The 24,404-nt window shown below is 66.0% G+C and carries 23 protein-coding genes; 21 read left to right on the forward strand and 2 right to left on the reverse strand.

All coding sequences use genetic code 11. The features are described 5' to 3' along the window. The first annotated feature begins 19 nt into the window (after positions 1–19). The 11 genes from FJY73_05710 (at position 20) to FJY73_05760 (ending at position 10,509) form a co-directional block, all read left to right on the forward strand. Positions 20–1,225, forward strand: coding sequence for a YgeY family selenium metabolism-linked hydrolase (locus FJY73_05710; GenBank protein ID MBM3320157.1), 1,206 nt, complete (start codon positions 20–22; stop codon positions 1,223–1,225). Continuing rightward, positions 1,222–2,205 (forward strand): ornithine carbamoyltransferase, encoded by a 984-nt coding sequence (locus FJY73_05715; protein MBM3320158.1) that lies wholly within the window; start codon positions 1,222–1,224, stop codon positions 2,203–2,205. Before FJY73_05710 ends, FJY73_05715 begins: the two co-directional genes overlap by 4 nt. A gap of 5 nt (positions 2,206–2,210) precedes the next feature. Beyond that, positions 2,211–3,470, forward strand: coding sequence for a threonine synthase (locus FJY73_05720; GenBank protein ID MBM3320159.1), 1,260 nt, complete (start codon positions 2,211–2,213; stop codon positions 3,468–3,470). Further along, positions 3,467–4,291, forward strand: coding sequence for an EF2563 family selenium-dependent molybdenum hydroxylase system protein (locus FJY73_05725; protein MBM3320160.1), 825 nt, complete (start codon positions 3,467–3,469; stop codon positions 4,289–4,291). Before FJY73_05720 ends, FJY73_05725 begins: the two co-directional genes overlap by 4 nt. Before the next feature lie 253 nt (positions 4,292–4,544). After that, positions 4,545–5,249: a hypothetical protein gene (locus FJY73_05730; protein ID MBM3320161.1), complete on the forward strand. Its 705-nt coding sequence runs from the start codon at positions 4,545–4,547 to the stop codon at positions 5,247–5,249. A gap of 192 nt (positions 5,250–5,441) precedes the next feature. Then, a complete protein-coding gene (locus FJY73_05735; GenBank protein ID MBM3320162.1) occupies positions 5,442–6,764 on the forward strand; it encodes a thymidine phosphorylase in 1,323 nt (440 codons plus the stop codon). A gap of 3 nt (positions 6,765–6,767) precedes the next feature. Further along, the gene (gene hpt, locus FJY73_05740) at positions 6,768–7,337 is read left to right on the forward strand and encodes a hypoxanthine phosphoribosyltransferase (protein ID MBM3320163.1); all 570 of its coding nucleotides are present in this window, start codon (positions 6,768–6,770) and stop codon (positions 7,335–7,337) included. Further along, on the forward strand, positions 7,334–8,194 hold the full coding sequence (deoC, locus tag FJY73_05745) for a deoxyribose-phosphate aldolase (GenBank protein ID MBM3320164.1): 861 nt from the start codon (positions 7,334–7,336) through the stop codon (positions 8,192–8,194). Before hpt ends, deoC begins: the two co-directional genes overlap by 4 nt. A gap of 1 nt (position 8,195) precedes the next feature. Beyond that, entirely contained in the window at positions 8,196–8,627 is a 432-nt protein-coding gene (locus FJY73_05750) for a hypothetical protein (protein MBM3320165.1), read from the forward strand. Between the two features lie 8 nt (positions 8,628–8,635). Next, positions 8,636–9,712, forward strand: coding sequence for a hypothetical protein (locus FJY73_05755; GenBank protein MBM3320166.1), 1,077 nt, complete (start codon positions 8,636–8,638; stop codon positions 9,710–9,712). After that, positions 9,709–10,509, forward strand: a complete 801-nt coding sequence (locus FJY73_05760; protein ID MBM3320167.1) for a BtpA/SgcQ family protein — start codon at positions 9,709–9,711, stop codon at positions 10,507–10,509. Before FJY73_05755 ends, FJY73_05760 begins: the two co-directional genes overlap by 4 nt. A gap of 6 nt (positions 10,510–10,515) precedes the next feature. Here the strand turns inward: FJY73_05760 and udk are convergent, their stop codons facing one another. Next, positions 10,516–11,145 carry a uridine kinase gene (gene udk / locus FJY73_05765; protein ID MBM3320168.1) on the reverse strand — a complete coding sequence of 210 codons (630 nt, stop codon included), beginning with the start codon at positions 11,143–11,145 and terminating at the stop codon, positions 10,516–10,518. Between the two features lie 201 nt (positions 11,146–11,346). Here udk and FJY73_05770 point away from each other — a divergent pair, with 201 nt between their 5' ends. From FJY73_05770 to FJY73_05785, 4 genes are read left to right on the forward strand one after another with little or no spacing between them, the layout of a single operon-like run. Further along, positions 11,347–11,934, forward strand: coding sequence for a thymidine kinase (locus FJY73_05770; GenBank protein ID MBM3320169.1), 588 nt, complete (start codon positions 11,347–11,349; stop codon positions 11,932–11,934). A gap of 56 nt (positions 11,935–11,990) precedes the next feature. Next, positions 11,991–12,479: a ribose 5-phosphate isomerase B gene (gene rpiB / locus FJY73_05775; protein ID MBM3320170.1), complete on the forward strand. Its 489-nt coding sequence runs from the start codon at positions 11,991–11,993 to the stop codon at positions 12,477–12,479. Further along, positions 12,476–13,651 carry an adenosine deaminase gene (gene add, locus FJY73_05780; GenBank protein ID MBM3320171.1) on the forward strand — a complete coding sequence of 392 codons (1,176 nt, stop codon included), beginning with the start codon at positions 12,476–12,478 and terminating at the stop codon, positions 13,649–13,651. The genes rpiB and add overlap by 4 nt, the downstream gene beginning before the upstream one ends. Beyond that, on the forward strand, positions 13,648–14,364 hold the full coding sequence (locus FJY73_05785) for a hypothetical protein (protein MBM3320172.1): 717 nt from the start codon (positions 13,648–13,650) through the stop codon (positions 14,362–14,364). Before add ends, FJY73_05785 begins: the two co-directional genes overlap by 4 nt. An 18-nt stretch (positions 14,365–14,382) precedes the next feature. Here FJY73_05785 and FJY73_05790 read toward each other — a convergent pair whose 3' ends face one another. After that, complete coding sequence (locus FJY73_05790) at positions 14,383–15,210, reverse strand: purine-nucleoside phosphorylase (protein MBM3320173.1); 828 nt, start codon at positions 15,208–15,210, stop codon at positions 14,383–14,385. 206 nt (positions 15,211–15,416) lie between these two features. On the opposite strand from FJY73_05790, the gene FJY73_05795 reads away from it, so the two are divergent. From FJY73_05795 to FJY73_05820, 6 genes are all read left to right on the forward strand, one after another. Further along, positions 15,417–18,269: a TonB-dependent receptor gene (locus FJY73_05795; GenBank protein ID MBM3320174.1), complete on the forward strand. Its 2,853-nt coding sequence runs from the start codon at positions 15,417–15,419 to the stop codon at positions 18,267–18,269. 1 nt (position 18,270) lies between these two features. Next, a complete protein-coding gene (locus FJY73_05800) occupies positions 18,271–19,275 on the forward strand; it encodes a PorV/PorQ family protein (protein MBM3320175.1) in 1,005 nt (334 codons plus the stop codon). A 2-nt stretch (positions 19,276–19,277) separates the two neighbouring features. Further along, positions 19,278–20,459 carry a hypothetical protein gene (locus FJY73_05805; GenBank protein MBM3320176.1) on the forward strand — a complete coding sequence of 394 codons (1,182 nt, stop codon included), beginning with the start codon at positions 19,278–19,280 and terminating at the stop codon, positions 20,457–20,459. Then, a complete protein-coding gene (locus FJY73_05810; GenBank protein ID MBM3320177.1) occupies positions 20,459–22,369 on the forward strand; it encodes a hypothetical protein in 1,911 nt (636 codons plus the stop codon). Before FJY73_05805 ends, FJY73_05810 begins: the two co-directional genes overlap by 1 nt. Next, positions 22,366–23,829 (forward strand): hypothetical protein, encoded by a 1,464-nt coding sequence (locus tag FJY73_05815; protein ID MBM3320178.1) that lies wholly within the window; start codon positions 22,366–22,368, stop codon positions 23,827–23,829. The genes FJY73_05810 and FJY73_05815 overlap by 4 nt, the downstream gene beginning before the upstream one ends. Positions 23,830–24,026: 197 nt before the next feature. After that, positions 24,027–24,404: hypothetical protein (locus FJY73_05820; protein ID MBM3320179.1), on the forward strand; the 378-nt coding region annotated here is incomplete at its 3' end.

Genomic DNA, 24,404 nt, shown 5'->3' on the forward strand with positions numbered 1-24,404 from the left:
ACAAAGGGGATTCACGCGCATGAGGGAAGCGCTGATCGATCGAGCGGAAGGCTACCGGGAACGGATGACCCGTTTCCTACGGGATCTGATCGCGATCCCCTCGCCGAGCGGCGAAGAAGGGAAGGTCGTCGCGAGGATTGGCGAGGAGATGGCAGCGCTCGGTTTCGACGAGGTCCGGACCGACCGGATCGGCAACATCATCGGGAGAATCGGGAAGGGCTCCCGGATCCTTCTCTTCGACTCGCACGTCGACACGGTCGGAATCGGCGATCCGGACGCGTGGCCGCACGACCCGTTCCGAGGGAAGGTCGAAGGGGAGATCGTGTTCGGACGGGGAGCGTCGGACAACAAGGGGGGCGTCGCGGCGATGGTCTACGGCGGGCGCCTCATCCGCGACCTCGCGCTCGACGGCGGCTTCACGATCCTCGTGGTCGGCTCCGTGATGGAGGAGGACTGCGACGGCCTCTGCTACAAATCGCTGATCGAGGAGGAGAAGGTCCGCCCGGACTTCGTCGTGCTCGGGGAGGCGACGGGGCTTCGCATCTACAGGGGGCACCGCGGGCGCGTGGAGATGCGCGTCGAGACGCGCGGCCGCTCGTGCCACGCGAGCGCTCCGGAACGGGGGAAGAACGCGGTCTATCGGATGGCGCCGATCGTGCAAGGGATCGAGCGTCTCGGGCCGAAGCTTCGGACCGATCGCTTTCTCGGCAAGGGGAGCGCCGCGGTCACTCACATCGACTGCCGAACTCCCTCGCTGAACGCGGTCCCCGACCGCGCGTCGATCGTGATCGACCGCCGCCTCACCGCCGGCGAGACGAAGGCGTCCGCTCTTCGCGAGGTGCGCCGCATCGCCGGGAAGGAGGGGAAGGTCGAGATCCTCGAGTACCGAAAGCCGAGCCACACCGGCCACGTGCTTCCGATGGAGAAGTACTTCCCCTCTTGGGTTCTTCCCGCGGACCACGCGCTCGTCCTGGCCGGCGCCGACGCCTACCGAACGCTCGTCCGCCGGAAGCCCGCGATCGGGCGATGGACCTTCTCGACGAACGGAACCTACACGATGGGAATCGCCGGGATCCCGACGATCGGGCTCGGGCCTTCCGAGGAGCGCTTCGCCCATTCGATCCTCGACCGTTGCCCCATCAACCATCTGACCGCCGCCGCCGCCTTCTACGCGGCGCTTCCGCGCGCGCTCCGGGCGCGCCTCGAAGGAGCCGAACGGAAATGACCACCGATCTCAAGGGACGCGACTACATCGAGACGAGCGACTGGAGCGACGCGGAGATCGAAACCGCCCTCGCGGTCTCGCGCGACCTCAAGGAGAAGTTCCGGAGGAAAGAGCCGCACCGCTTGCTTCCCGACCGAACGATCTTTCTTCTCTTCTTCGACAAGTCGACGAGGACCAGGAACTCGTTCGAGGCGGGGATCACGCAGCTCGGCGGGCACGCGCACTTCATCACGACGGAGACGAGCCAGATCTCCCACGGCGAGAGCCCGAGGGACACCGGCGTCATTCTCTCCCGCTACGGACACGGCATCGCGATCCGCCACGATCTCATCCCGGGCGAGGGGAACGCCTACATGCGCGAGGTCGCCGAGCAGGCGGACAAACCGGTGATCAACATGCAATGCGACATCGACCATCCGTGCCAGACGCTCGCCGATCTCCTCACGATCCGCGAGCGCTTCGGCGAGACCCTGAAGGGGCTCAAGGTCGCGGTCTCGTGGGCCTACGCGCCGTCGTACGCCAAGCCGCTCTCCGTCCCGCAAGGGCTCGCGATGCTGCTCACGCGCTTCGGGATGGAGGTCGTCCTCGCCCACCCGCCCGAGTTCCCGCTCATGCCGCACACGCTCGAGAGGGCGCGCGCGAACGCGAAGCGCTCGGGAGGCTCCTTCCGCGTCGCCCACTCGATGGAGGAGGCGTTCGAGGGAGCGCACGTCGTCTATCCGAAGAGCTGGGGGTGCATCGATCTCTTTCGCGAGCCGGAGCGTTCGCTCGCGCTCGCGAAGAAGTACGCGCACTGGATCTGCGATGAGAAGAAGATGGCGATCGCGCGCAAGGATTCGATCTACATGCACTGCCTCCCGGCGGACCGGGGGCACGAGGTGACCGACGCGGTGATCGACGGCCCGCACTCGGTCGTGTACGACGAGGCGGAGAACCGGCTGCACACGGCGAAGGCGCTCATGGCGCTCGTAATGGAGTAGCGGCGATGCGGCTCCCCCCGACGGAGACGGTTTCCGGGTTCGCGTGCCTCGCGTGCGCGCAGCTCGAACCGCCGGAGACCGAGCGTCTCACCTGCCCTTCGTGCGGGGCGAACCTCGACGTGCTCTACGATTACGAGCGGATCGCGCGAAGGATCGACCCGGACCGCCTCCGCGCGGAGCGGGATCCCTCGATCTGGCGGTATCGGGCGCTCCTTCCGCTTCGCGAGTCGAGCGGGCCGCCGCCTCTTCTCGTGGGGGGGCGGCCCCTTCTCCGCGCGCCCCGTCTCGGCGAGGCGCTCGGGATGAAGCGGGTCTTTCTTCACGACGACACCGGGAACCCGACCGCGTCGTTCAAGGACCGGGCAAGCCTCGTCGCCGCGCTTCGGGGGCGCGAGATCGGGACCGACACGGTCTCGTGCGCCTCGACCGGGAACGCCGCTTCGTCGCTCGCAGGCGTAGCCGCCGCGCTCGGGATGCGCGCGGTGATCTTCGTCCCCGAGAAGGCGCCTCTCCCCAAACTCACGCAGATCCTCCTCTACGGGGCGCGCGTCTTCCGCGTGAGGGGGACGTACGACGACGCGTTCGACCTCTGCCTCGCGGCGAGCGAGCGCTTCGGCTGGTATACCCGCTCGACCGGCGTGAACCCATTCACGGCTGAAGGAAAAAAGACCGCCGCCTTCGAGATCGCGGAGTCGCTCGAGTGGAAGAGCCCGGACCTGGTGTTCGTTCCGACCGGGGACGGGAACATCCTCGGAGGGGTGGGGAAGGGGTTTCAGGAGATGCGGCGGCTCGGGTGGATCGACCGCGTCCCGAGGATGATCGCGGTGCAGGCGGAAGGAGCCTCTCCTCTCGCGACGGCGTGGCGAACGGGGAGCGACGCGGTCGAGCCGGTCGCGCCCCGCACGATCGCCGACTCGATCGCGGTCGGGCGCCCGCGCGACGCGCACCGGGCGCTCCGCATGCTCCGCGAGACGGAGGGGGACGTCGTCGTCGTTCCTGACGAGGCGATTCTGGAGGCGATGCGCGAGCTCCCCTCGACGACGGGCCTCTTCGCGGAGCCCTCCGCCGCCGCCTCGCTCGCCGGGCTTCGCAAGATGCTCGCCGAGGGGCGGATCGACCCGGGCGAAACAATCGTTCTCCTCATCACCGGGAGCGGTCTCAAGGACACGGCGACCGCCGCGCGGCTCACGGCGGAGCCTCCTCTCGTCGAGCCGCGCCTCGAGGATTTGGAGCGCGCCCTTTCCCGTGAGAAAGGGGACCGATGAGGATCCGCGCCACAAAGGTCGCGATCCTCGGCGCGGGAGAGGTCGCCTCGGGGGTCGCTCTTCGGCTCCATCGATGCGGCTTCTCGCTCCTTCTCACGGAGGTCGAGGAGCCGCGCGCGATCCGGCGCCTCGTCGCCTTCAGCGAGGCGGTGTTCGACGGGAGGGCGGCCGTCGAGGAGGCGCGCGCCGCCCGGGTCGTCTCGCTCGCGGAGGCGGACGCGGCGAGGGAGCGCGGCGAGATCCCGGTTCTCGTCGATTCCGAAGGCCGCGTGTGGCCCGCGTGGAATCCGGATGTGCTCGTCGACGCCCGCATGCTGAAGGGATCGCACGGGCTCTCCCGCTCGAGCGCTCCCCTCGTGATCGGCCTCGGCCCCGGCTTCACCGTCGGAGGGGACTGCCATCTCGTCATCGAGACGCTGAGAGGTCACGAGATGGGCCGCGTCCTCGCGAACGGCTCCACTGCGCCGAACACGGGGGTTCCGGCCGAGAGGGCGGGGGAAGGGGCCCGTCGGGTTTTTCGCGCTCCGACTGATGGTATCTTTAACTCCGATAGGCGATTAGGGGATCTTCTTGAAGCGGGGGATGAAGTGGCGCGGGTCGGAGAATCCCCGTGCGTGACGGCGATCGGCGGCATGCTGAGGGGCCTTCTTCGACCGGGGCTCCTCGTCCGCGCCGGGGAAAAGGTGGGGGATGTCGATCCCCGCGGGTCGCAGGTCAATCCCCACACGGTCTCCGACCGCTCGCTTGCGATCGCCGGAGGGGTTCTGGAGGCGATCCTCTCCTCCCGACCGGCGAGGGGGGAGGGCCCGCGGATTCCTTAACCGAGATTTCACAAATCGTTGCGCAAGAAAAGCATTGATTCGAGCCGCCCTCGCGTGATATCATACGTTTGTCGATATGCAGAACGGGGAGAGGGCTTCTCGGCACGGTCGCGCGCCCTGGCTTGTCTTCTCGGTTTCTGCGCGGGTCGCGAACGGAGGGCAGGCGCCGAATCGGGAGGTCGATTGGCCGGCTTCCCGTCGCTGGGAGGGTGGAAAACCCTTAGCCCCTCAACCAAGGAGGAGGACGGACGGAATGAAGAAAGTTACGATGCTGTGCGTGGCGCTCGCGTTCATGGCCATGCCGGCCGCGGCTCAGATCCTCGTGATCAACGAGGCGTTCGTGAGCCACACCGGCACGGACACCTACGAGTTCATCGAGCTCTGCGGCACGCCGGGCATGAGCCTCAGCGACTACTCGATCATCACGATCGAGGGGGATGCCACCGTGATCGGCCGGGTCGACAAGAGGTGGAATCTAACCGGCACGATGCCGATGGACGGCTACTTCGTTCTCGGCGTCACCGCGGTTCCGAACGTGGATCTCAACATCGGCACGTCGGATCAGTTCGAGAACGGAACCGAGACCATCCTTCTCGTCCGGAACTGCACGGTCACCGCCGGCACCGATGTCGACACGAACGATGACTGCGTGCCGGAAATCGGCGTTGGGACGATCGTGGACGGGATGTGCTTGCCGGACGCGGGCATCACCACGGGCGACTGCTGCTACTTCAACGTCCCGGTCTTCGGCCCCGAGGTCGGGACCAACTTCAAGTGGGCAGGCGCGGCCCGCTGCGCGGACTGCATCGGCGAGTTCCGCGCGATGTGCTTCAACAACCCGGTTTCCCAGTGCGACGTCGCGCTCTACTCGAACACGACGCCGGGCTATGCCAACGACTGCCCGGCGACCGCGACCGAGGACGCGACCTGGGGCGGCGTGAAGTCGCTGTTCCGGTAGTCTCGCTCGCGCTTTTTCGAGAACTCCGGGCCCTCTCTGCGAGGGGGCCCGGTTCTCTTTTCTGTTCCCCACGGTCGAGCCTTCACGTGCGAAGAAACAGCGGCCCGGCCTTCTCCGGCGGCGGCCTTTCTGTTTGACCCGAGGGGCGATCGGAACGATACTCTGTCTTTCCGGTCCGGCGAGGAGGAGACGGTGCGCGCGATCGAGCTGATCGAGAAGAAGAAGCGGGGAGAGATTCTCTCGGACGAGGAGCTCGCCTTCTGGATCCGCGGGGTCGTGAGCGAGGAGATCCCCGACTACCAGAGCGCGGCGCTCCTCATGGCGATCCGCTTCCGCGGGCTCTCGGAACGCGAGACCTTCGCGCTCACCTCGGAGATGGTCCGCTCGGGGGATGTCCTCGATCTCTCCTTTCTCGGCGCGCCGACCGCCGACAAGCACTCGACCGGAGGCGTCGGGGACAAGCTCTCGTTTATCGTGGGACCTCTCGTCGCGGCGTGCGGCGTGAAGGTCCCCATGCTCTCCGGACGCGCGCTCGGTCATACCGGCGGAACGCTCGACAAGCTCGAGTCGATCCCCGGCTATCGAACGCGTCTTCCGACCGCGCGCTTTCTTGAGATCGTCTCCGATGTCGGGATCTCCATCGTGGGGCAGAGCGATCGCCTCGCCCCCGCCGACGGAAAGCTCTACGCGCTCCGCGACGTCACGGCCACGGTCGATTCGATCCCGCTGATCGTCTCCAGCATCCTCTCGAAGAAGATCGCGGCCGGAGCGAGCGTTCTTGTATTCGACGTGAAGCACGGGGACGGGGCGATCCTCCGCGAACCGGAGGAGGTGCGGGCGCTCGCGCGGATGCTCGTCGCGGTCGCCGAACGCCTCGGACGAGGAGCCTCGGCGCTCGTCACCGACATGTCGGCTCCCCTCGGCCGGACGGTGGGGAACGCGCTCGAGATCGTCGAGTCGATCGAGGCCTTGCGGGGAAAGGGCGCCGCCGATATGATGGCGATCAGCATGGCTCTCGCCGCGGAGATCCTCCTCCTCACCGGACGCGCCGCGGGGGAGGAGGAGGCGCGCCGGCTTCTCGCGGGCGCGCTCGAAGAGGGACGCGCCCTCGATGTCTTCCGAAACATGATCGCGGCGCACGGCGGCGACGCGGCGGTCGTCGATGACCCCGGCCTGCTCCCGCGGGCGCGGCTCGTTCGAGAGGTGACCGCGGGAACGGGCGGCAACGTCCTCTCTCTCTCCGCGCGCGCCGTCGGGATCGCCGCGATGCGACTCGGCGCGGGGCGAAGCCGGGTCGAGGACGAGGTCTCCCCGGGCGCGGGGATCGAGATCATGCGAAAGCCGGGCGACGCGGTCGCGAAGGGGGATCTCCTCGCGCGCATGCACGGCGACCGCGAGGAGCGACTCGCCGCGATCGAGCCAGAAGTGCGCGGCGCCTTTCGGATCGGAGAGGGAGAAGGTCCCGATCCGCGCTTCGTCCTCGAGAACGTCCGCGGTTCGAACCAGGGAGAGTGAGCGATGCAGAGCGAGCCGGCCCGGGGCCGCATCAGCGAGGAGGAGGTCGAGGTCTACATCTCCGAGGAGGAGATCCGGAAGAAGGTCGCCGAGCTCGGGGCGATGATCACTCGGGACTACGAGGGGAAGGACCTCTTCGTCGTGGCGGTCCTTCGGGGAGCGATCTTCTTCGCCGTCGATCTCGTCCGCGCCATCGATCTTCCGCTTGTTCTCGATTTCGTTCAGATCTCGTCCTACGGCGACTCGACCGAATCGAACGGACGGGCGAAGATCACGCGCGAGCTCGACCTCTCGATCAAGGACAAGGATGTTCTCGTCGTCGAGGATATCGTCGACACGCGCCACACCCTCTTCAACCTGCTCAGCTTCCTTCGCTCCAAGTTCCCAAGGAGCATCCGCATCTGCACGCTTCTCAACAAGAGGGAACGCGCGGAGCGGGAGATCCCTCTTGACTACGTCGGCTTCTCGATCGAGAACCTGTTCGTCATCGGATACGGCCTCGACTACGCGCAGCGCTACCGGAACCTCCCCTTCGTCGGCGTGCTGCGGAAAGGGGGCGAGATCGTTCGATGAGGGATGAAGGATCGATCGATCGGATCGTCGAGAAGGTGCTCGCGCGGCTTGGGAGGAGCGCGTCGGACGCGCCGAATCTGGACGGCCGCTCGTGCGCCTCGTGCGCGGTCCCCGGTCAATGCGCTTCGCTCTGCCCGGAGACGACCGCGACGATCGTTCGCGAAGGGGCGAACCGCGTCTCGAGCGCCTTGGGTGCGGGGAGCGTCCCAAAGGACCTCGCTCCCCTCATCGATCACACGATCCTTCGCGCGAACGCGGCCCGCGCGGAGATCGAAACGCTCGTCGACGAGGCGAAGCGGTTCCGCTTCGCGTCGGTTTGCGTGAACCCGTGCTGGGCGCGGCTCTGTCGAGACGCGCTCGAGGGGACCGGCGTTCTCGTTTGCACGGTCGTCGGCTTCCCGCTCGGAGCAAACGCGCCGCTCACGAAAGCCTTCGAGACGCGCCGCGCCTGCTTCGACGGGGCCGAGGAGATCGACATGGTGATCAACGTCGGCGCTCTGAAGTCCGGGGAGGACGCGTTCGTCGAAAAGGAGATCCGCGGCGTCGTCGAGTCGGCCGGAGCGGGCGTCACGGTGAAGGTGATCTTGGAGACCGCCTATCTCGACAACGACGAGAAGGTCCGCGCGTGCCGGGCGGCCCTCCGCGCGCGGGCCGCCTTTGTGAAGACATCGACCGGATTCGGGCCGTCGGGCGCGACGGTCGAGGATGTGCGCCTCATGCGCGAGACGGTCGGACCGAAGATGGGCGTGAAAGCGGCCGGAGGAATCCGCTCGCGGAGCGACGCCGAGGAGATGATCCGCGCCGGAGCGAGCCGCATCGGCGCAAGCGCCTCGGTGGCGATCGTGAAGGAGGAATGACGTGCGGAAGCTGACCGGGTTCTTCCTGATTGGCGCGGGCCTTCTCTTCGTCGCGGCCTGCGGAGACGAGGAGATCCTCCACCGCGAGAGCTTCTACACCGGGCTTTGGCGAACGCAGGGCTTCGAGGGGTCTTCGTTCCTCTTCGAGTTGGAGCAGATCGGCGATTCGCTCGCGGGATCCGTGTACACCGAGGACGCCGCCGGCGCGAGGAGCGCGCCGAAGGCGATCCGCGAGGGGACCGCGCGGGGGGATGTGATCCGCTTCACGATCGATTCCGAGGGAGAGATGTACGAAGGCGCGCCGGTCGACACCCTCGCCTTCCGGGGGACGAGACGCACGGAACATCTGATCCGGATGGAGCACACCTTCTGCACCGCCGACACGTGCCTCGCGATTGTCTTCGACGCGGTGCGCGGGCCCTCCGGGTTCTAGGAACGACGATGACGAAGCCCGACGCGGCTCTTCCGGAGTCCCCTCGCGGGACCGTGATCTGCACCGGAATCAGCAAGATCGACAAGGTCCCCCTTCTCCGCGAGGTCGCCGAGGAAGGACGAAGGCGGGGTGCCCGCGTCGAGGTCCACGACGTCGGAAGCATGCTCCTCCGAAAAGCGGAGATCCTCGGCGTCCCCTATCGCGACGAGAAGATCCTCGACGCGCCGGACGTCACGCTGAAAACCCTGAGGGCCGCGGTCTTCGAGGAGATCTTGAAGAACCTCAGCCCCGACCGCGTCGATCTCGTTTCCCTCCACGCCTGCTTCCGTTGGGAGGGGATTCTTCTTTCGGGGTTCGACCCTTACTATCTCAACCTCTTGAAGCCGAGCCTCTTTCTCACGCTCGTCGACGACCTCCGCAAGATCGAGGAGAGGATGGAAAAGAGCCGGCAGTGGAAGGGGAGGCTCACGCGTGCGGAGATCGTCGACTGGCAGAACGTCGAGACGTTCGTAACGCAAACGATGTCAGCCTTCCTGAACCGCCCCTTCTACATGATCCCCAAGGCGCAGCCGGTCGATTCGCTCTGGAAGCTGATCGTCCGGCCGGAGCACCCGAAGGCGTACCTCTCCTATCCGATCAGCGCGCTGTTTAAGAAGGAGACCGGCGTCGATCCCGAGGCGTTCTTCGAGGAGGTGCGCGCCTTCCGGGATTTCGCGAGTCGCTTCCTCGTCCTCTTCGACCCGATGAGTATCAAAGATCTCGACATGGATCCGGAGACGGGAGGGGAAGGAGCGGACACCGCCCTTCTCAAGAAGGTGACGGTTTGGCGCGACTTCACCTTCATCAACCAGAGCGACATCGTGATCGTGTACAACCCGTACGGCCTCGACTCGCCGGGGGTGAACGACGAGGTCTTTCACGGCTTCTCGAACAACAAGGATGTCTATCTCTACTACGCGAGCACGAGGCGTTCCCCCTTCCTCGAAAGCAAGACCACGCGCATCTTCACCGACCTCGGCGAGATGAAGGAGTTCCTTCTCGAGAAGTTCGGGCCGCCCCACCCCGGGGAGCCCTCGGGGCGATGAGGGCGCCCGTCGCTTCCTGGCTTCCCGCGCGCCGTCCCTCGCTGATCGGGGTCGTCCATCTCGGGCCGCTCCCGGGCGCGCCCTTCTGCCGCGAACCCCTTTCCCTCACGATCGAGCGCGCGATCGAGGACGCGCGCGCGTGGGAGAGAGGCGGGGCGGACGCCGTCCTCGTCGAGAACTTCGGGGACGCGCCGTTCTTCCCGGGCCGAGTGCCGCCCGAGACGGTTGCATCGGTCACGGCGGCGGCGCGCGCGGTTCGGGAGGCGGTGCGGCTTCCTGTCGGCGTCAACGTTCTCCGAAACGACGCGGAGGCGGCCCTCGCGGCGGCGGCCGCATCCGGAGCGGCCTTCATCCGCGTGAATGTCCTCGCACACGCGTACTTGACGGATCAAGGGATCATCGAGGGGCGCGCGCACGCGCTTCTTCGAAAACGTTCCCGGCTCGGAGTCCCGATCTCGATCCTCGCCGATCTTCTCGTGAAGCACGCCGAGCCGCTCGCCCCTCTCGATCCGGTTCTCGCCGCGCGCGATCTCCTGGAACGAGCGGGCGCGGATGCTCTCGTGGTCACCGGCAAGGCGACCGGACTTCCGCCGGAGGCGGCCCGCCTCGCCGATCTCGCCCGCGCGCTTCCGGAAGCGCCGCTCTTCGCGGGGAGCGGCGTCACGCCGGAGAACGCTCCTCCTCTTCGGTCGAACGTGCGAGGCGTTCTCGCGGGGACGTGGTGCGAGAAGGAGGGACGCGTTCGGGAAGAACGCGTGCGCGCCCTCGCCGAGGCGATCCACGCCGGGAACTCCTGAGCGGAATCAGGCGCGCGCGTCGGCCGCGAGAGCGGCCTGGATGCGCGAGATCACCATCTCGAGGGCGGCGAGGTTCATTCCCCCCATCGGCACGATGACGTCCGCGTAGCGCTTCGAGGGGAGAACGAAGCGAAGATGCATCGGCTTCACTTTCTCGAGGTAGACGCGGCAGATTTCATCGAGATCCATCGCCTTCTCCGCGAAATCGCGGCCGAGCCTCCGAATGAAGCGAAGGTCCGAGTCGGCGTCGATGAAGACCTTGAAGTCGAGAAGGTCGCGGATCCTCTCCTCCGCGAGGATGAGAATCCCCTCGACGAGAATCACGCGGCGCGGCTCGATCTTCTCGCCGGTCTCCTCGCGCGCGCATGTGTCCCGATGATACACGAGCCGCGGGATCGCCACCCCATCGATCAACATGCGGAGGTGCTTCTCCATGAGGTCGAAATCGATCGAGTCCGGATGGTCGAAGTTGATCTTCTCGGGGTTCTCGGAGAAATGCGAGCGGTCGTGGTAGTACGAGGACTCGGCGAGGAGGACGGCGTTCTCCAAGCCGACTGTTTCGGCGACGCGGAGCGCGAACGTGCTCTTCCCGGCGCTCGTCCCGCCGGCGACTCCGACTAGAAGCGGTCTCGCCATCGATTTCCCTCCGGGCGCGGCCCGCGTCCGACGCGCGTCCGATGCTACCGCGTCCGCTCCCGCCGGTCGAGACCGAAGATCGGCGGGCCCGACTCCACGCTTCCCGGTTGCCTCCCGCGATTTCCCTCTGCTAGCATGACCGCGAAGAGGAGACTTCCCCCCACGGGGACCCCGCGAGGTCCCGCGCGCAAGGAGCGTCCCATGGACACCATTCCCTCCAGGCCCGGATGGATCGAGGTGATCGCCGGCTGCATGTTCAGCGGGAAGAGCGAGGAGCTGATCCGCCGACTCCGGCGCGCGCAGATCGCGAAGCTCAAGGTTCAAGCGTTCAAGCCGGCCATCGACACGCGATGGCAGGGGAACGCGAGCGGCGAGATTGTTTCGCACGACGCGCGCCGCATTCGCTCGGTCACGGTCGCCTCGGCCGACGAGATCGAAAAGAAGATCGAGGCGGACACGGAGGTCGTCGGCATCGACGAGGGGCAGTTCTTCGACGCCTCGCTCGTGCACCTCGCGCAGGCGCTCGCCGCCGGCGGCAAGCGCGTGATCGTGGCCGGCCTCGACCTCGACTACCAGGGGAGACCCTTCGAGCCGATGCCGCACCTCATGGCGGTCGCCGATTTCGTGACGAAGGTTCACGCGATCTGCGCGGTCTGCGGGGCGCCGGCGACGCGCTCGCAGCGCCTCGTCCGCTCTGAAGAGCGCGTTCTCATCGGCGACGAGAAGGTGTACGAGGCCCGTTGCCGGCATTGCTTCGCGCCTCATGAATCGGGAGCGGGCGAACCGTGAACCGGGAAGCTCTCCGCGCCCTCGTCCGCGAGACCTTGCGCGAGACGGGCGAAGCGATCTCTCCCCGGGCGGTCGCGATCGGCGCCGACCACGGAGGCTTCGCGCTCAAAGAAAGGCTGAAACGCTATCTCGAAGAGGAGCTCGACATCCGCGTGGTTGATTGCGGAACGCACTCGACCGAGCCGGCCGACTATCCGGACCTCGCCGCGGAGGTCGCGCGGCGCGTCGCCTCCGGGGCATGCGCGCGCGGCATCCTCATCGACGGAGCCGGAATCGGCTCCTCGATCGCCGCGAACAAGATCCCCGGCGTCCGCGCGGCGGTCTGCCACGACGAGCGGACGACCGTGAACAGCCGCTCGCACAACGACGCGAACGTTCTTTGTCTTGGAGCGAGCTTCCTTCCGGCCGGAGAGGCGAGGAGGCTCGCGCGAATCTTCCTCGCGACGGAGTTCGCGGGCGGGCGGCACGCGCGCCGCGTGGAGAAGCTGAACGCGCTCGACCGCGCCCGCGGCGCGCCGCCGGAGGAAAGGAGCGCCGGACGATGAGCCCGAAGAAGACCCGCCGCCGCTATCGCCTGAGCGAGGAATGGCGCGAGTTCACCGAACCCTACGTCCGGCGGATGCCGAAGACCGACCTTCATGTCCATCTCGACGGATCGCTTCGCCTGCGAACGTTGTGGGACCTCGCCCGCGCGCAAGGGGTCCGACTCGGCGCGCGCGATCTCCGCTCGCTCCGGAAGAAGGTTCAGGTCGGAGAGGAGTGCCGAAGCCTCGGAGACTATCTGAGAGCCTTCCAAACCATCCTCAAGGTGATGCAGGAGGAGGAGGCGCTCACGCGGATCGCTTACGAGCTGGCCGAGGACGCAGCCGCCGAGAACGTCCGCTACATCGAGGTCCGCTACTCGCCGCTCCTCCACGTGCAAGGCGGGCTCCGCATGTCCGATTCGATCGACGCGGTCCTCCAAGGGCTGAAGGCGGCCGAACAGAGATACCCGATTCGCACCGGCGTGATCCTCTGCGGGATCCGCTCGATGACGCCCGACCGTTCTCTCGAGCTCGCGGAGCTCGCCGTGGCGTATCGGCCGGACGGCGTGGTCGCCTTCGATCTCGCCGGACAGGAGAAGGACTACCCGGCCAAGAAGCACCGCGAGGCCTTCTATCGGGTGCTCAACGAGAACCAGAACGTCACCGTGCACGCGGGCGAAGCGTTTGATGTGCGAAGCATTCATCAGGCGGTCCACTACTGCGGCGCCCACCGGATCGGCCACGGAACCCGACTTCTCGAGGACGAGGGGCTGATGAACTATGTCATCGACCATCGGATTCCTCTCGAGGTGTGCCTCACGTCGAACCTCCAAACGCGGGTCGTCCGGCGGATGCGGGACCATCCGTTCCGGTTCTACCTCGACAAGGGGCTCCGGGTGACGATCAACACCGACAGCCGTCTCGTTTCCAACACGACGGTCACGAAGGAGCTCGTTCTGGCCGCGCGGGCGTTCCGCCTGAACCATTACGAGTTCCGACATGTGCTCCTGAACGGCTTCCGCGCCGCGTTCCTCCCTTACGCGGCCAAAGTGCGGGCGGTGCGCGAGGCCCTTCTCGAGATCGACTCGATCCTCGGCGAGCGGTTCCCGATGGACGACGTCGTCATCCTTCAAGATTGGAGACAGCTTCAAGTAAAGCCGCACGCGGCGAGCCGGGCGGGAGGAAGAGCATGAGAGAGGGGGCTTTCGAACGGATCGCGCTGGTCGGAAGGCCGGCCGCGGGCAAGTCCGAGGTGATCGACTATCTCAAGAAGACCGACCGAGAGGAGCGGATCCGACGCTTCCACATCGGCGACTTCGTCGAGATCGACGACTTCCCGTTCATCTGGGAGCGCTTCCAAGACGACGACATCCTCTCGCGCCTCGGGATGGAGCGGATGTTTACGGACGCGAAGTATTACTTCAAAGACGAACGAATCTGGGACTTCTTCATCCGGAAGATCGACGCGCGCGTCCTCGAGATCGAGCGCCTCGATCCCGGCTTCTTCCAGAGAACGACGGGGATTCTCGAGTTCGCCCGGGGAGGGGAGAGGGCTTTCCGGAACGCGTTCGAACAGCTCAGCGACGGGGTCCTCAGGCGGCTCGGCGTCGTGTACATCGAGGTGAGCTACGAGGAGTCGTGCCGGAAGAACCGCCGCCGCGCGCGGCCCGGGCTCGAGGGGTCGATCCTGCACCACTCCCTACCCGACGACAAGATGGACTACTACTACCGCACGAACGACTGGTACGAGCTCGCCCCCGATCGGGAGGGGTTTTTCACGATCCGCGACATCCCGGTCCCCTACGCGGTCCTCCCGAACGAGCCGGAGGTGACCGACCGGCCCGAGGCGCTCGGACCCGCGCTCGAGAACACGCTGAGCGCTCTCTGGAAGCTGCGCAGCCGATGACCGTACCTGGTAACAGGTTCAGGCCGGCTCGGCGGCGATGCGCCGCGCGATGCGGGCGATGAGGGTCGAGAAGGGCTCCGCCACGCGCGCCGCCGTCTCGATCACCTCTTGATGAGTGAGGGGGGCGTCGGTGGTTCCGGCCGCTCGGTTCGAGACGCACGAAAGGACGAGGATCTCGAAGCCGACCTGCCTAGCCACGATGACGTCCGGAACCGTCGACATCCCGATGAGGTCCGCTCCGGCCTCCCCGAGAAAGCGGATCTCCGCGGGGGTTTCGTAGCTCGGGCCGGAGACCGCCGCGTAGATCCCTTCCTTGAGAACGCGCCCCATCCCTTCCGCCTCCTCGCGCGCGATCGCGCGAAGCCTCTTCGAGTAGGCCTCGGAAAGATCGACGAAGCGAGGCTCGCCGCTCGAGGGAACGTACCCGATCAGCGGGTTCGTCCCCATCAGGTTGATGTGATCGCGCACCGCGACGATCTCCCCCGGCTCGAACGCCGGGTTGATCCCGCCGCTCGCGTTGGTGAGGATGAGGAAGCGGACGCCGAGGCGGCGCACGACGCGGAGCGGGAGGGTGGCCTCCGCGAGCGGGATCCCTTCGTAGTAGTGGACGCGCCCCTGGAGAAAAAGAACCGGCGTCTCCCCGATCCGCGCCACGATGAGGTGCCCCGGATGCCCCGGGACGGTCGACTTCGGGAAGTGCGGGATCTGCCAGTACTCGAGCGAGAAGAGACGCTCCGAACGATCGGCGAGGGGCGCGAGGCCGGACCCGAGCACGATCGCGATCTCCGGCTTCTCCGGAAGGCGAAGGTCGAGAAAGGAGACCGCTTCGACGACGCGCTTGTCGATTTCCATCGGGCTCTCCCCGCGGCGCGCAGACCGGGCCGGGCGAAAGATTCCCTTGTCGGCTCGCCCGGCGCTGTTTATAGTTGCGCCGACTCTAACCCCCGCTCGCGGTCCGAGTCAACGCCTCGCGCGCGGCGCGGCCGGAAGCCTCGGAAGACGGAGGGCGGGGCGACGGTTCACTTCCGACGACCGAGGAGCCGGAGAACGGCATGACGCCGATTCGCTCTGCAAACGGATCGATCGTCGGACCGCGCGGCGGCCCTCTTCTCCGCGCGCTTCCGCTTCTCCTTCTCGCAATGCTGATCGCCTTCGGAGGCGCTTCCGCGCAGCAGAGGCCCGCCAAACCGTCCGGCCCGGTCGGCTCCATTCAAGGGCGCGTGTACGACAAGGAGACGAGAGACCCGGTCCCCTTCGCCGACGTGATCCTCGTCGGCACGGGGAAGGGGGTCATCTCGGGGACGGACGGGACCTTCCGCTTCGTCCAGATTCCGGAGGGTATCTACCAGCTCCGCGTGAACCGGATGGGCTACTCGAGCGAGCTGATCGATCAGGTGCGCGTCGTGGGAACGTATGCGATCAAGGTCGACGCCGGCCTCTCGCCGATCGAGGTGCGCGAGATGGAGCCGATCGAGGTGAGCGGCCTTCGCGAGATCGTGGACGTCGAGGTCGCCAAGTCGTCGCAGTACGTCACCGCCGAGGAGATCCAGGGGATGGCGGTCTCGGTGGTGAGCGACGTGATCGGCAAGCAAGCGGGCGTCGTGCAGGAGGACGGAGGGCTCTTCGTCCGCGGCGGGCGCGCGGAGGACACGGTCTATCGAATCGACGGGGTGATCATCCGCGACCTGATCACCGGGCAAAGCTCGGCGGGGAACATCAGCGCGCGCGCCGTGAAGAGCGTCGAGATCATGACCGGCGGCTACGAGGCCGAGTTCGGCCAGGCTCTTTCCGGCGTCATCGACATCGAGACGAAGGAGGGGAGCACCGAGTTCCAGGGATACGTGGAGTATCAGAGCGATCACCTCCCCCTCTTCGGCGACATCTACCGGGACACGAGGCTCGACAACTTCGAGGTGCAGGTCGAGGGGGAAGAGCCGATCCAGAAGCTCGTGCTCCGACCGCTCGGGGCGGAGCTTCCCGGGAAGATCACTTACTTCGCCGACGTCGCCGGTTCGTTCGACGATACCTATCTCCCCGTGCGCGCGGCGGACGGAAGCCGGAACACCCTCCGATCCGATTACGTCGACCGTTTCCTCGGCATGGACATCGACTACGGAAAGAGCTTTTGGACCCCGCGCGCGGAGAACCGCTGGAGCGGGCTCTACAAGATCTCGTGGCAGCCGAACGGGAAGCACAAGCTCTTTCTTTCGTTCCAGAAGAAGCTCGAGATCGATCACGGGTTCGACCGAACGACGCTCGCGCGGGGGGTCGATCCGACCGACGTCGCCTCCTCGTACAACTGGGAATGGAGCCGCCGCAAGGACCACGACTACACCGTGACCGACGACAACAACACGATCACGCTCGACTGGCGGTACCTCTGGAACCGGAAGACCCGGACGACGGTCCGCCTCTCCCGGAACTTCAACGCGTTCTTCCAGAATGTCTACGGCCGCCCGTGGTTCACGTACGAAGAACCGAACGACTTCGATCTTCCCCGAGAAGAGGACACCCCCTTCTTCGTCGACACGGGAGATAACACCGTCTGGCACAGCCGATACACGGAGCAGTACGTCGGCTACTTCGACGTCGAGCACACGAGGGGGGAAGCGCACGTCTTCAAGACCGGCTTCGAGCTCTCCCGCGAGGACCTCCAGTTCGTCACGATCGCGGAACCGTGGGTGGCCGACCCGGACGGCCTCGGGCGGAACCACGATCTCTGGAACGTCCGCCCGACGACGGGAGCGATCTACATCCAGGATCGGTTCAAGTACGAAGGGTTCATTGGGCACGTCGGCCTCCGCTGCGACTACTGGTTCCCGGGGAAGGAGGCCGAGGACGCACTCCGCGATACCTCGCGCGATTCGTACAACGAGGCGCTCCTCCGGGATTACGAGCGGGACTCCCACGCCTTCTTCGGAAGGAACCGGGTGAAGGCGAACCTCGAGCCCCGCTTCCAGGTCTCGCATCCGATCACGGACCGCTCCCATCTCTTCTTGAACTACGGGCACTTCTCGCAGCGGCCGAACTACTACAACGTGTATTCGAAGATCTCCTCGGTTTCGAGCGAGGACTTCCCTCTCGTCGGAAACCTGAACCTGAACCCGAAGCGCGAGGTGAAGTACGAGCTCGGCGCGAGGCACCAAATCGCTTCCGATCTCGCCGTCGACTTCTCGGTCTTCTACAACGATATCTACGACTACCCGAAGTCGCTCCGTTTCGACCGCCGGGGCCGCCCGGAGTACTTCGTGTACATCAACGAGGATTTCGCCCGCGCGCGCGGCATCGATATCAACCTCCGCAAGAACCGGAGCAAGTACCTGTGGGGCCGCCTCGCCTACTCGTACACGGTCGCGACTGGGAAGGCCTCCGACCCGAACCAGTTCAACCTCTTGCAGCGCGAGGTCGGCACCTTCACGCAGATCGGAAGAGACGAGGAGTATCTCTATTGGAACCGGCCGCACAAGCTGACCGCCGATCTCACGATGTCGGTGGGGGAGAATCAGGACCCGCCGGCGATCCGCGGGTGGACGCTTCCGCGCGACTGGTCGCTGAACGTCTACTTCTGGGTGCAGTCGGGGCGCGCGTACACGCCGACGTCCTCGACGGGCGCGGAGACCGGAACGCGCTACTCGGCGAACGCCCCCTTCAACACAACGTTCGATCTTCGCTTTTCGAAAGGCTTCCGCCTCGGCGGGTCGAAGTGGAACTATCTCATCGAGGGGAGGAATCTCTTCAACCATCGGTATCCGAAGCGGATCGACCCGCGGACCGGCGACGCGTACCTCCCCGGCGTTGGTTCGCTCGACAATGAAACCGACGTGTACACGATCGCGAGGTATGGCGATCCGTCGCTCTGGAGCACGCCCCGCTCGTTCCGGGTGGGCCTGTCGACCGAGTTTTAGGATGAATGCAAGACGAACCGTAGCCGCCGCGGCCGCTCTTCTCCTCCTCGCCGGAGCCGCTTTCGCGGAAGGCGATCTCGGTGCCGTCCGCGTCGCGACGAACGCCGGGTCGTTTCTCAAGATCGGCGTGGGCGCGAAGGCGGTCGGTCTCGGCGAGGCGTTCACCGCGGTCGCGGACGATCCGACCGCCCTCTTCTGGAACCCGGCGGGGATCACGAACCTCGCGCGCCGGGAGGCTCACGTCTCGCACACCGAATGGATCGCCGACATCGGCTACGACTACTTCGCCTACGCGCAGCCGCTCCCCTACTTCGGCGGCATCGGCGCGGGGATCCACATGGGGACCCTTCGGACCGAGATGATGGAGACGACCGAGTACCAGCCCTACGGAACGGGGCGCGAGTTCACCTACTCGGATCTCTTCATCGGGATCGGAGCGGCGCGCATGTTCACCGACAAGCTCTCGATCGGTATGGGTCTCAAGTATGTTCGCGAGAGCTACGGGGCCGCGATCGGGGGCCCGGTCGTGAACACATGGTGCGCCGACTTCGGCACGTTCTACCGCCTCGGCGCCCGGGAGGCGGTCTTCTCCGTCGCGCTTCTCAACTTCGGCCCGAACTGGAGGCCGTCCGGGACCTACGTCGAGTACGGCGGGGACGCGTACGGAGAGGAGCGCGACTTCGAGAGCTTCGCCGCCCCGACCAGCTTCCGCGCGGCGGTTTCCGGACTCCTGTGGGAAGGATCCGATCTCCGCCAGATCGGGATCATCGAGATGAGCCGCCCGCCCGACAACACCGAGACGTACAAGCTGGCGACCGAAATCGTCTATCAGAGGACCCTCGCGCTCCGGACCGGCTACATCCTGAACGCAGACGACCTGAACTGGAGCGGAGGGATGGGGCTCGTTCTCGAAGCCGGAGGCTTCACGGAGCGCGTGGACTACGCGTTCACCCACTCCGAGTTCTTGGGAAGGGTGGACCGCATCTCGCTGGGGTTGGGATTCTGACGATGACGAGGAAGATCATCCTCTTCGCTCTTCTCTTGTTCGCCGCCGGCTGCGGGCGCAAGATGCCTCTCCCCGTGGAAGAGGACCGAGGTGAGATTCCCTTCTCCGGCTACTTCGTGTACGGATCGTGGGAGAACGTCGGAAACGTGACCGACATCCTCGTCACGGAGAACCAGTGGCTCTTCTTCGCGGAGGACAGCGCGACGGTCACGCGCTATCGGCGCAAGGGAGCGAACGAGGGGGGGAAGCTCGTCGCGCGAGCGATCGGCACGCTCAAGGATCTCGAGCGTCCTCTTTATCTCGACGAAGGGGCCGAGGATCACCTCGTCATTCTCGACCTTCACGAAGAGGCGATGCCGGTCCCGCCCGACTCGACCGAAACGCGCCCCGTCTTCCGTCCCGTCGTCCGGATTTACGATCTCTTCTCGGAGACGTACGTGGGATCGTGGAGCGATACCTCCTGGACGCCGATCGACTCCTTCTACCGCTTCCCGGGAAGGGACTCGGCGAAATCGACCCGCACGATCCGAGCAGCGACCCCCACGGCGATCGCCGCCGACCCGGAGGATCGCGTGTACGTGACCGCCTTCAGCCTCCGCTATCGCCAGAAGGTCCTCCGTCTGTACGACACGACCTATACCGAGTCGGGGCGGATCGAGTCGCTCACGCCGATCGGCGCGGACACCTCCTATGCCGATACGCTTCAAGCATGGAGTATCCGCGCCTACGATGCCCGCGGCGCGTTCCTCGGAACGGCCGCCGGCGACGGTACCGGGCTCGGGTACGGACGGGAGATCCGGGACGCGGCTCTCTCGCCGTCCTATCTCTTCTTCGTCGACGGATCGATGGGCCGCGTCAAGGTGAACGCCGCGCGCGGGGAGTCGCAGGGGATCGAGTGGCTCGACGGATCGGAGATCACCGAGCCCGCGGAGGCCGTCCCTTTCGTTCTCGATCCTTCCGGGCTCGCGGTCGATCCGCTCGGTTCTCTCTACCTCAGCGACGGAGGGAACGGGAGGGTTCTCAAGTACACGAGCGCGCTCCGGTACCGAGAGCGGGTCGATCGGAACGCGGCCGACCTCCTCTCCGCGCCGGGGGCGCTCGCCGCTACCGACTCGCTCGTCTATGTGTTCGATCACGCGGGGCCGAAGGTCGTTCTCTTCGAGCTTCCGAAAGCGGAGAAGTGATGCGCGCCGAATTGAAATCCGCGCTCCGATTCGCCCTCGCCGCACTCCTCGCGGCCGCGCTCGCGCCTTTTGCGGGGGCGCAGTACTCCGTTCCGGCCGCTCGCTTCACGAACGTGAACAAGATCGGCCTCATGCTCAACAACAACGGGTTTCTCGGCACGAACCTCCCGGGCGCGGGCGGGGAGCCGGCCACGATGGACCCGTCGTTCGAGTTCCCGCTCGGCTCCGCGCACGAGCGGATGATCCGCGGGGGGATCTGGGTGGGCGCGGTGAACGTGGACGGGGATTCGCTCGTCTCCACCACGACGGTATCCGGGTACTACGGACCGACGCTTCGATCGGAGTATCGCGAAGGATCGCTGATCGTCGAGAGATCCTCTCTCCGGAACAGCCCGGTGTACGACGCGAAAGCCGTCTCGGAGCAGGATCTCCTCTGCTTCTTCTTCGACACCGATTCGACGATCCTTCAAAGGCACCGCCCGCTCAACCTCAAGGTCGAGTATCGAACCTACGGATGGAGCTTCGATCCGGTGGATCAGTTCCTCATCCTCTCCTCTACGATCACGAACATCGGGAGGAACCGGCTCCAGGATGTCTATGTCGGCCTCTACGCCGAGCTCCTCTCCTGCAACAAGAAGTTCGCCGGGCCGGGCGAGGGAGCGGGGGGCTTTCCGGGACGTTGCTTCGACACGAAGCACGTCGAGTACGACCCAAACCGCCGCCTCGTCGGCTGCCACTTCTATTTGTTCGATCAGACGGTCCTTCCCGGATGGGGCGGGTACGCGCTCCTCGGATCCGGCCCCGACTCGATCGCCGGGAAGACGATCACCTTCGATTGGTGGCGATGGACCGGAGACGAGGAGACGCGCGAGACCGATCGCATCCGCTACGCGCGCATGACGAGCGGCGTCATCGACGGGACCGCGAGCGATCTCACGGGGGCGGAGGGAGAGCCGCCGCCGATCGATCCGGTCGAGATCCTTTCCGTGGGTCCCTACCGTTTCCTCGATCCGGGGGACACGCTGAACGTCGTCTTCGCGCTCGTCGGCGGGAGGGACCGACAGGACTTCGAGTTCCGCTCCGATTGGGCGCAGAGAACCTACGATTCGAACTACAAGATCCCGGAGCCGCCCCCCTCGCCGGTTCTCGCGGTCGATCCGGGTCCGGGCTCGGTGCGGCTCTTCTGGGACGCGTCTCCGGAGACGATCCCGGATCCGGTTCTCCCCGATTCGGCCGACTTCCAGGGGTATCGCGTCTACCTCTCGCGCGACAATGTCGAGTTCACGCTGATCGGCGAGTACGACCTCGTCGACACGATCGGTTTCAACACGGGATTCGAGGCGGTCCGCATGGACACGCTGATCGACGGATGGGGATACAACTACTCGCTCACGATCCCGAACCTGAAGGACGGCTTCCCCTATTACACGGCGGTCACCTCGTTCGACCGGGGGGACAAGGCGTCGGGCGTCCCCTCGCTGGAGAGCGGCGTGTCGCAGAACCGGACCGTCCTCGTTCCCGGCCCAAAGGGACGTGTGCCCGAGAAGAAGAGCCCCGGCGTGATCGTCTTTCCGAACCCGTACCGAGGGGAATCGACGTGGGACGGCGCCTTCCCGAGAGAGCGCCTGATCTACTTCGCGAACCTCCCGCGCCGCTGCACGATCCGCATCTACACGCTCTCGGGGGATCTCGTCGACACGATCGAGTTTGACTCGAGGACCTACCGCGCGATCGACAACGCGGTGCTCTACGATCCGGTCTTTCCGCCGCCGGTTCTCTCGGGCGGGATCGCGGCGTGGGATCTTCTCACGCGCGAGGACCAGTCGATCGCGTCGGGTCTCTATGTGTTCTCGGTGGAGAACCGTGAGAACGGCGACATCGAGGTCGGAAAGTTCTTGGTGATCCGATGAAGACGACGATCGTGTTTGTCGCGGCCGCGTGCGCCGCGCTTTTTGCGGCGGGCTGCTCGGACAACCTCTTCGAGCCGCGCGGGAACCTCCCGCCCGAAACCGGCCTCGCGATCACCGGGGATTCGCTCGCCACGACGCTCTACAAGGTCCATCTCAAGTGGTGGGGGAGCGACACGGACGGCGAGGTCGCGGGCTTCCAGTACAAGTGGACCGGTCCGCCCGAAAGCGAGACGTACGAACTGGAGACGGATTGGACGTACACCGCCTTCACGAAGAAGACCTTTCTTCTCCCGGTGCCCGACTCTCTCTCGAGCTATCTCTTGGAGGTGCGCGCCGTCGACGATCAGGGGCTCGTCGATCCGACGCCCGCCGCGCAGGAATACCCTTTCTACAACAACCGCCCGACCGTCACGATCCGCTTCCGCGAGGTTCTTCCCGACTCCGCATGGCCGGTTCTCCCGTTCGGATGGGAGTCGACCGATCCCGAGGGGGACTCGACGATCGCGAGGCACCTGATTTGGGTGAAAGGGAGAGAGGGGACGCCGAAGGAAGTGGCCGGGGACGCGGACACGGTTCTTCTCCTACCGGCGGACATCGACACCTTCGGCGCGACGACCGTCTTCATCCAGGCGGTGGATGAGGCGCACGGCGCGAGCGGCGCGGACAGCTTCGAGATTTACTTCCATAAGATTCAAGGTTCGATTCTTCTTGTCGACGACTTCGATCCGGGGCCGACGCCGATCGTGAACCCGGACGCGTTCTACCGCGGGCTTCTCACCGCGCGGGTCGGAGAGGATGGCTACACGCTCCTCGATCTCACGGCGAGGCCCTTCGACTCGAACCTCCGCTTCGCGGGGTTTCTTACCGCGTTCGACCACGTGGTCTGGTACACGGGGACGAGGCAGCGGTCGGTGCTCGCCGACCAGGCGCTATTCACGCAGATGGCGCTCGCCGACTCCGGGCTCGGGGCGTTCCTCATGAGAGGCGGGAACCTCTTCATGGAGTCGTTGAACGCGGTCGGAACCTACGGCGGCCTTGCGCCCGGGTTCCCCGCGCGGTACATGGGCTTCGAGGAGCTCTACGTCAACCCGACGACCGGGGGGACGAACTTCGAGTTCCTCCCGGCCGTCCCGCCGGTCCCGCGCCCATGCGAGGTCCCCTTCCTCGCGGTCCCGGGGACCGGTCTTCCGGATCTCTATCTCCGGTGCCCGATCCAGTACCCGGGGATCGACTCCCCGGTCGACACCGCCCCCTCGTTCGCCGCCGAACGGCTCTACCTCGTCCCGATGGGAACGTTCAAGAACCAGCCGGGCGAGTTCACCCCCGCGATCCGCTACAACCTCCCGAGCCCGGGCGGCCGCGTGATCCTCTGCACGTTCCCCTTCTCGATGTACTTCGGCGACCCGGGGAACAACGACGAGGCCTTCGCGGCGTTCCTCGAGTGGTTCGGGATCCCGTAACCGTTCAGCCGACCGTACGTTACATCTGAAGCTCCGATTGACTCGCGGCTCGGTTTCTGCTAGAATAGCTTCGAGTTCTATTGTTGGCGGTGGTCGGCCTCCCGGCGTTCCCCTTCGAACGCACGGGGTGGCGGCCGGATCATCGCGCGGAGAGACCTGCCGTCTCGACCCGGGTAGTCGATGGAGGGAAAGAACCGATGACCAGAGTCACAGCGATCCTTGCCGGGCTGGCCGTGATCCTCTCGGCCGGCGCCTCGTACGCGGGCATCTTGGACTGCGACGGGGTGACGTGGACGAAGGAAGGGACGATCCAAGATGTCCAGCTCGGGATCGACATCCTCCCGTTCGACCGCGTCAAGCTCACGAACCGGGTGGTCGTCACCGGCCTCATGTTCGACGGCTTTTACGTGCAGGAACAGGGGGCGATCGGCTCGCCATTCTCGGGGGTCTTCCTCTACACCGGCGGCGCGCCGACGAGCTGGGCGGTCGGCGACCTCGTCGAGGTGATCGGCGAGGCGTATGAGTACTACGGGCTCACCGAGATCCGCATCTACAACAACCTCGGTTGCGCGAAG

This window comes from Candidatus Eisenbacteria bacterium, assembly GCA_016867715.1.
GTDB lineage: Bacteria > Orphanbacterota > Orphanbacteria > Orphanbacterales > Orphanbacteraceae > VGIW01.

Coding starts and splice junctions, on each gene's coding strand:
- FJY73_05785 (MBM3320172.1), top strand. CDS start 13,648: ATGAGAGAGGGGGCTTTCGAACGGATCGCGCTGGTCGGAAGGCCGGCC.
- deoC (MBM3320164.1), top strand. CDS start 7,334: ATGAGGGATGAAGGATCGATCGATCGGATCGTCGAGAAGGTGCTCGCG.
- FJY73_05725 (MBM3320160.1), top strand. CDS start 3,467: ATGAGGATCCGCGCCACAAAGGTCGCGATCCTCGGCGCGGGAGAGGTC.
- FJY73_05805 (MBM3320176.1), top strand. CDS start 19,278: ATGACGAGGAAGATCATCCTCTTCGCTCTTCTCTTGTTCGCCGCCGGC.
- FJY73_05720 (MBM3320159.1), top strand. CDS start 2,211: ATGCGGCTCCCCCCGACGGAGACGGTTTCCGGGTTCGCGTGCCTCGCG.
- FJY73_05715 (MBM3320158.1), top strand. CDS start 1,222: ATGACCACCGATCTCAAGGGACGCGACTACATCGAGACGAGCGACTGG.
- FJY73_05760 (MBM3320167.1), top strand. CDS start 9,709: ATGAGGGCGCCCGTCGCTTCCTGGCTTCCCGCGCGCCGTCCCTCGCTG.
- FJY73_05800 (MBM3320175.1), top strand. CDS start 18,271: ATGAATGCAAGACGAACCGTAGCCGCCGCGGCCGCTCTTCTCCTCCTC.
- add (MBM3320171.1), top strand. CDS start 12,476: ATGAGCCCGAAGAAGACCCGCCGCCGCTATCGCCTGAGCGAGGAATGG.
- FJY73_05730 (MBM3320161.1), top strand. CDS start 4,545: ATGAAGAAAGTTACGATGCTGTGCGTGGCGCTCGCGTTCATGGCCATG.
- udk (MBM3320168.1), bottom strand. CDS start 11,145: ATGGCGAGACCGCTTCTAGTCGGAGTCGCCGGCGGGACGAGCGCCGGG.
- FJY73_05770 (MBM3320169.1), top strand. CDS start 11,347: ATGGACACCATTCCCTCCAGGCCCGGATGGATCGAGGTGATCGCCGGC.
- FJY73_05710 (MBM3320157.1), top strand. CDS start 20: ATGAGGGAAGCGCTGATCGATCGAGCGGAAGGCTACCGGGAACGGATG.
- FJY73_05795 (MBM3320174.1), top strand. CDS start 15,417: ATGACGCCGATTCGCTCTGCAAACGGATCGATCGTCGGACCGCGCGGC.
- FJY73_05810 (MBM3320177.1), top strand. CDS start 20,459: ATGCGCGCCGAATTGAAATCCGCGCTCCGATTCGCCCTCGCCGCACTC.
- FJY73_05755 (MBM3320166.1), top strand. CDS start 8,636: ATGACGAAGCCCGACGCGGCTCTTCCGGAGTCCCCTCGCGGGACCGTG.
- hpt (MBM3320163.1), top strand. CDS start 6,768: ATGCAGAGCGAGCCGGCCCGGGGCCGCATCAGCGAGGAGGAGGTCGAG.
- FJY73_05815 (MBM3320178.1), top strand. CDS start 22,366: ATGAAGACGACGATCGTGTTTGTCGCGGCCGCGTGCGCCGCGCTTTTT.